The 6,338-nt window shown below is 62.2% G+C and carries 5 protein-coding genes and 1 pseudogene; 3 read left to right on the top strand and 3 right to left on the bottom strand.

Going from position 1 to position 6,338, the window contains the following annotated elements:
- Together EMO90_RS10440 and EMO90_RS10435 are read right to left on the bottom strand one after the other, a co-directional pair.
- Window positions 1–264: pseudogene (locus EMO90_RS10440) on the bottom strand (hypothetical protein); the annotation flags it as partial.
- 164 nt (window positions 265–428) lie between these two features.
- The gene (locus EMO90_RS10435) at window positions 429–752 is read right to left on the bottom strand and encodes a hypothetical protein (RefSeq protein WP_150354502.1); all 324 of its coding nucleotides are present in this window, start codon (window positions 750–752) and stop codon (window positions 429–431) included.
- A gap of 173 nt (window positions 753–925) precedes the next feature.
- Here EMO90_RS10435 and EMO90_RS10430 point away from each other — a divergent pair, with 173 nt between their 5' ends.
- Window positions 926–1,633 carry a trimeric intracellular cation channel family protein gene (locus EMO90_RS10430; RefSeq protein ID WP_223849794.1) on the top strand — a complete coding sequence of 236 codons (708 nt, stop codon included), beginning with the start codon at window positions 926–928 and terminating at the stop codon, window positions 1,631–1,633.
- Window positions 1,634–2,253: 620 nt separating this feature from the next.
- Here EMO90_RS10430 and rpsT read toward each other — a convergent pair.
- Complete coding sequence (gene rpsT, locus EMO90_RS10425) at window positions 2,254–2,514, bottom strand: 30S ribosomal protein S20 (RefSeq protein WP_150354503.1); 261 nt, start codon at window positions 2,512–2,514, stop codon at window positions 2,254–2,256.
- A 185-nt stretch (window positions 2,515–2,699) separates the two neighbouring features.
- Between rpsT and lepA the strand changes: the two genes are divergently transcribed.
- Together lepA and hemW are read left to right on the top strand one after the other, a co-directional pair.
- Window positions 2,700–4,580, top strand: a complete 1,881-nt coding sequence (lepA, locus tag EMO90_RS10420; protein WP_150354504.1) for a translation elongation factor 4 — start codon at window positions 2,700–2,702, stop codon at window positions 4,578–4,580.
- Between the two features lie 28 nt (window positions 4,581–4,608).
- Window positions 4,609–5,787: a radical SAM family heme chaperone HemW gene (gene hemW, locus EMO90_RS10415; RefSeq protein ID WP_223849799.1), complete on the top strand. Its 1,179-nt coding sequence runs from the start codon at window positions 4,609–4,611 to the stop codon at window positions 5,785–5,787.
- The last annotated feature ends 551 nt before the right edge of the window (window positions 5,788–6,338 follow it).

Raw genomic sequence — 6,338 nt, 5'->3', positions numbered from 1 at the left:
GAATTTCTCACCCTTTGCCGGATCGTCGGCGTGAACCGCAGAGGGATGGTACATGCCGTTGGTGTACTTGATGAGCAACGGCTCCACATTGCCCTTGTCGACGACGCACTGCTTGAAATTTGACCACGCAGTCTCGTAATCACGCGCTGACACGCTTCCCTGTGCCAAAGAGCGTTGCAGAATGTCGATTTGTGATTTATCGGAACGACTTGTTTCCGCACCCTCAAGCATATATTTGATGTAATCCGGTAGGGAATCTGCCATTTTTTTCTGGTTTACCGGGCGTTCGGATGTGGAGGATTGTGCGGTGGCCGAGGGCGACGGGGCGGCCGACGTAGGGCTGCACGCGCCCATGAACAATGCGACGCTTACGCATGCGAGGGCCGCAAGCCGGCTGCCCCTTCGATATGACATGGCGAAACCCTCTTTCAGCGGTGGCCCAAGCCGGCTACGGCATAATCGTATTCGGTGGACGCCCAGTTGCCGTTCCACACGGCTGCAGCCGCGTGACGTCCCTTGACTTGATTGTCAACTGCGAAGTTGGATGGAGCATCTTGCCTCGCATAGGCGTAATGTTCGTATTTTGCGCTGTAGGAGCTGGCGTCGGAACGGGTGCCGTTCCAGTTCCATGCGGCGATGATGTTGGCGTTGTTGAGCTGCCCGGAACCGGCCTGCGCGGTTTGCACGCCGACGGCGAGCGTGAGGCTCGCTGCAAGTACCGCGGCGGTTGCGGATACGACTTTCCTGTTCATGCTGTTCCCCCTATCTTGTACTGCTTTGTATTCAGTGGGGAGATTCGCGTATCCCCCTCCTCCATTAAACCACTCTCTGGGCGTGCTGTCCATCCCGGAACGGCCAGGGGAGCCGCTATGCTTGCAGCCGGCGGCCCGGACGGCGGGCGTGGAACCCGAAGGAGGAGTGCGAGGTGTCTACGGCGACGGTGGCGCTGGAATCGAATGCGGTGTTCGTGGGGATCGAGTACCTCGCCATCTTCGTGTGGGGTTTGTCCGGTGGGCTGTCCGCCGTGCGCAAGGGGTTCGATTTGTTCTCCATCCTCATGTGCGGATGGATCACCGCGTTGGGCGGGGGACTGGTGCGCGACACCCTGTTGGGAGACCTGCCGCCGGTGGGCATCACGGACAAGGGCTACATCCTCACCTGCCTGATCTCTGGGCTTGTGGTGGCCGTGGCGCATCCGGAGGTGAGCCGATTCAAGTGGACGATGGTGGCGATCGACGCGTTGGGATTGGGCCTGTTCGCCGTCAATGGCACGGCGAAGGCGCTGGCGTTCGGATCGTCCGGCATGACGGCGGTCTTTCTGGGCATGGCCACCGCTTTGGCAGGCGGTCTGTTCCGCGACATCATGCTGGGGGACGTGCCCATGATCATCGGCGACAAGCACCTGTACGCGGTGCCTTCGCTGGTGGGATGCGTGCTCACGGTGATCGTATATAAAGGCGTGCGGGCCAATATGGTGGGCATGCAGGCCGAAATGATTCTGGACGTGGTGATCGTGATCGTGGTGTTCACGCTGCGCGTGGTGTCCGTGGCATGCAACCTGACGCTGCCCGGAGCCGTGGAGCGTCGCGATGCGGAGATCGGCCGCGGGGAGGATGGAGGGAAGGGGGAGTGACGCTGTCATCCTGAGCGTTTTCATTTGCGTGAAAAGTTAAGGATCCTTCGACTCCGCTGCGCTTCGCTCAGGATGACAGGGAGAGGAGGCTTGCTTCGCTCAGGATGACGGAGAGGGTGACGCTGTCATCCTGAGCGCTAGCGAAGGATCCTTAACTCCCACATCCATACGCAATTAGGCTGAGTCGGGCATCGACGCCCCCTCGTGGCGTATTTCATACCAACTGATACAACAAACGCCATCTGGCCGCTTCAGATGTCTGTTTTCGTATCGGGCGATACGATTTACGCCGCGAGAAAGGACCACCGATCACTGTGACCGGCCCATGGCACGTCATCCTGAGCGTTAGCGAAGGATCCTTTGGCATTGTGCACTAAGTCATAGTGCAGAGAGGTTAAGGATCCTTCGACTCCGCTACGCTTCGCTCAGGATGACGGGGAGAACTGGTTTTGCTCAGGATGACGGGGAGAGGGGGCTCGCTTCGCTCAGAATGACGTTGAGGTTCCGCTTCACGGCTCAGTGCTCAGGATGACGAAGGGGTTTGCTCAAGATGGCGGGGATATGAAAAATCCCGCGGGCCCTTGCGGACCTGCGGGATTTTTTCGACCCTGGAAGAGGGATCAGAGCGCGTTGATCGCCACGGCCAGACCGGACTTGCGGTTCGCGGCCTGGTTCTTGTGGATGACGCCCTTGCTGGCAGCCTTGTCCAGACGGCGGGCGGCAACCTCGTAGGCGGCCTGAGCGGCGGCCTTGTCACCGGAGGCGATGGCCTCGCGGGTGTTGCGGATGGCGGTCTTGATGGCGGACTTGACCTGGACGTTGCGCTGGTGCGCCTTCTCGTTGGTCAGCACGCGCTTCTTCTGCGACTTGATGTTAGCCACTATCTACTCCAAACGACGTAAACGTGTATTTACAAGGACATACAAATGCTTGATGATAGCACGGATTCCCGGACAACGCGCACGAACGACACCCTTTGTGCGTCGATTTTCCCGAATCTGGCGGGGGATCCGGCTAGAATAGGTCCAGTTTGTCTCATGGGTTCGACGGCGAGGAGGAAAAGTCGGTGGCCACACAGCACAATCAGCCGGGGTTGACCGATCAGTCATTGATCCGTAATTTCTGCATCATCGCGCACATCGACCACGGCAAGTCCACCGTGGCCGACCGCATCCTGCAGCTGTCCGGCATCGTGCCGGAGCGCGAGATGCGCGACCGGTTCCTGGACCGCATGGACATCGAGCAGGAGCGCGGCATCACCATCAAGTCGCAGGCCGTGCGCGTGCCGTGGACGTTCGACGGCACCGAATACACCCTCGGCATGATCGACACCCCCGGCCACGTGGACTTCACGTACGAGGTCTCCCGCGCGCTGGCCGCATGCGAGGGCGCGGTGCTGCTCGTGGACGCCACGCAGGGCATCGAGGCGCAGACGCTGTCCAACCTGTACATGGCCATCGATCACGACCTGACCATCATCCCCGTGCTCAACAAGATCGACCTGCCGAGCGCCGAGCCGGACAAGCATGCCGAAGAGATCGCCGGCCTGATCGGCTGCGAGGCCTCCGACGTGCTGCGCGTGTCCGGCAAGACCGGCGAGGGCGTGGCCGACCTGCTCGACCGCATCGTCATGGAGGTGCCCGCGCCGCACGGCGATCCCAAGGCCCCGGCCCGCGCGCTGATCTTCGACTCCGTGTACGACTCCTACCGCGGCATCGTCACCTACATCCGCATGGAGGACGGCGAGCTTCACGACCGCGAGAAGGTGCACATGATGGGCATCGGCATGACGCACGATCCCATCGAGATCGGCGTGATCAGCCCGGACATGATGCCCACCAAGGCGCTCGGCGCCGGCGAGGTCGGCTACATCATCACCGGCGCGAAGGACGTGAGTCAGTCCAAGGTGGGCGACACCCTGACCTCCGCCGCGCGCCCGGCCACCGAGCCGCTGCCCGGCTACCGCGACCCCAAGCCCATGGTCTACTCCGGCCTGTTCCCGATCGACAACGCTCAGTTCCCCGAACTGCGCGACGCGCTGGACAAGCTCAAGCTCAACGACGCGGCCCTGATCTACGAGCCGGAGACGTCCGTGGCCCTGGGCTTCGGCTTCCGCTGCGGCTTCCTGGGACTGCTGCACATGGAGATCGTCTCCGAGCGTCTGGAGCGCGAGTTCGGCCTCGACCTCATCTCCACCGCGCCCAACGTGCCGTACGACGTGACCGCCGAGGACAACACCGTGCACCACGTCACCAACCCGAGTGAGTTCCCCGAGGGCAAGATCAAGAAGATCGTGGAGCCCATGGTGGCGGCGGACATCATCACGCCCAAGGAGTTCATCGGCGCGGTGATGGACCTGTGCCAGGACCACCGCGGCATCATGGGCACCATGGAGTACATCTCCACCGACCGCGTGGAGATGCACTACCGCATCCCGCTGGCGGAGATCGTGTTCGACTTCTTCGACCAGCTCAAGAGCCGCACCAAGGGCTACGCCTCGCTCGACTACCACGAGGACGGCGAGCAGTCGGCCGATCTGGTCAAGGTGGACATTCTCATTCAGGGCGAGAAGGTGGACGCCTTCAGCGCGATCGTGCACCGCGACAAGGCCTACAGCTACGGCGTGATGATGACCAAGAAGCTGCGCGAGCTGATCCCGCGCCAGCAGTTCGAGATCCCCATCCAGGCGGCCATCGGCTCGCGCATCATCGCGCGCGAGAACATCCGCGCCCTTCGCAAGGACGTGCTGGCCAAGTGCTACGGCGGCGACATCACGCGCAAGCGCAAGCTGCTCGAAAAGCAGAAGGCCGGCAAGAAGCGCATGAAGATGCTGGGCCATGTGGAGGTGCCGCAGGAGGCGTTCATCGCCGCGCTGTCCACCGGCGACGCCGGCAACGACCGGGACACCAAGGATAAGATCCGCGCCGCGCAGAAGACAGAGGGCTGATTTGTCCAACTTTGAGGTCTACATCCACGTGCCGTTTTGCATTCGTCGCTGCGGGTATTGCGACTTCAATACCTATACGGCCGTGGACATGGGCGCGGGGGCATCGCGCGGCAACTACGCCAATATGGTGATCCGCGAGATGCGGCTGGTGCGCGACTGGCAGCTCGCGCACGGCGTGGAGGAACCGCCCGCGTCCACCGTGTTCTTCGGCGGCGGCACGCCCACCATCCTGCCCGCGCGCGATCTGGTGGCCATGCTGGACGCCATCCGCGGCACGTGGGGGATCGCGCCCGGTGCGGAGATCACCACCGAGGCCAATCCAGACACCGTGGACGCCGCCTACATCCGCGAGTTGGCGGACGGCGGGTTCACGCGCATCTCCTTCGGCATGCAGTCGGCCGTGCCCCATGTGCTCAGGACCCTCGACCGCACGCACACCCCCGCGAATGTGGAAGCTGGCGTGCGCGCGGCTGACGGGGCCGGGCTGCGCTCCAGCGTGGACCTTATATATGGGGCTCCGGGGGAGAGCCTCGACGATTGGCGTACGAGCGTACGCACGGCGATCGATCTGGGCGCGAACCACATCTCCGCATACGCGCTCACCGTGGAACCGACCACCAAGATGGGCCGTCGGATCGCCGCCGGCACCCTGCCCAAGCCGGATGACGACGACGAGGCCGCGAAGTACGAGATCGCCGACGAACTGTTCGGCAACGCAGGATTACAGTGGTACGAGATCTCCAACTGGGCTCGGCCCGGCTATGAGAGCCGGCACAATCTGGGCTACTGGCGCAATGTGGACTGGGCTGGTCTGGGACCCGGCGCGCATTCGCATGTCAACGCCGGCGCCGATGCGTACGATCGTCCGCGAGCCGCCCTGCGCGCATGGGACATCGCGCATCCGAGGCTCTGGGGGACCGCCATCAACGAGGGCCGCGTGCCGTGGGCGGGCAGCGAGGAGATCGACGCGGGGGAGAACCTCGAGGAGCTCATCATGCTGGGTCTGAGGCTGCGCGAGGGGCTTGATCTGGCGCATATCGAGGCCGTTTCCGGGCGTGCGATCGACCGAGATGCACTGAACGGGATGGTGGGCGAGGGGCTGATCACGATCGGCGGGAATGCCGGCGACCGCGTTGTTCCAACGCTTAAGGGCCGTCTGCTCAACGATGCGGTGATCGAGCGGTTCTTCGATCTCGCCGGCGTGTGACGCGAACCGGGCGCAAACTGGTCGGAAACTGGGCGGATCGGGCCGTTTGATTTGCGAACTGGGCGGATCCGGCCATCTGGACCCCAAAATCGGCTTCCAGATGACCGGATCCGCCCAGTTCGCGGACATGGCGTCCCAAAGTGCCCAGTTGTCCATATATACTGGGCAAACCAAGGCAATGAGGATGTTGCCCGGCCGATGATTCGGCCGTCAACCAGCTGCTTCCAAGCCAGTTCGCAGTCGAACAGCAGGTTGCTCCCAGAAAATATTCAGTTATAGCACCCGAAGTGTTAGGAAACCGTTAGGGAATCGCCATTGCGCTTCCCGCGTTGCATATGGGAACCGTTAAAACCGACCCCTACGGCACAAAACCTCCATACAGTAAAACTGCAATGGTCCGGCGAGGGAAACTTCGCCGGATTTTGTTTGACTGAAGGAGAAAACATGCCCTGGTGGGTTGATGTTGCCTATGTGGTCGGCACGATCGCTTTCTTCATCGTGGTTGACCTGTTCGGAAAGTGGGTGGATAAGCTATGATGACCGTTTTCACC

This window comes from Bifidobacterium vespertilionis (assembly GCF_008698145.1).
Taxonomy (GTDB): Bacteria; Actinomycetota; Actinomycetes; order Actinomycetales; family Bifidobacteriaceae; genus Bifidobacterium; species Bifidobacterium vespertilionis.
The sequence above is the reverse complement of the archived record's forward strand: the minus strand, read 5'-3'. Positions and strand labels throughout refer to the sequence as shown.

What these genes read in the sequence shown, in the direction of transcription:
- EMO90_RS10435 (WP_150354502.1), bottom strand. Translation starts at nt 752, where the DNA reads ATGAACAGGAAAGTCGTATCCGCAACCGCCGCGGTACTTGCAGCGAGC.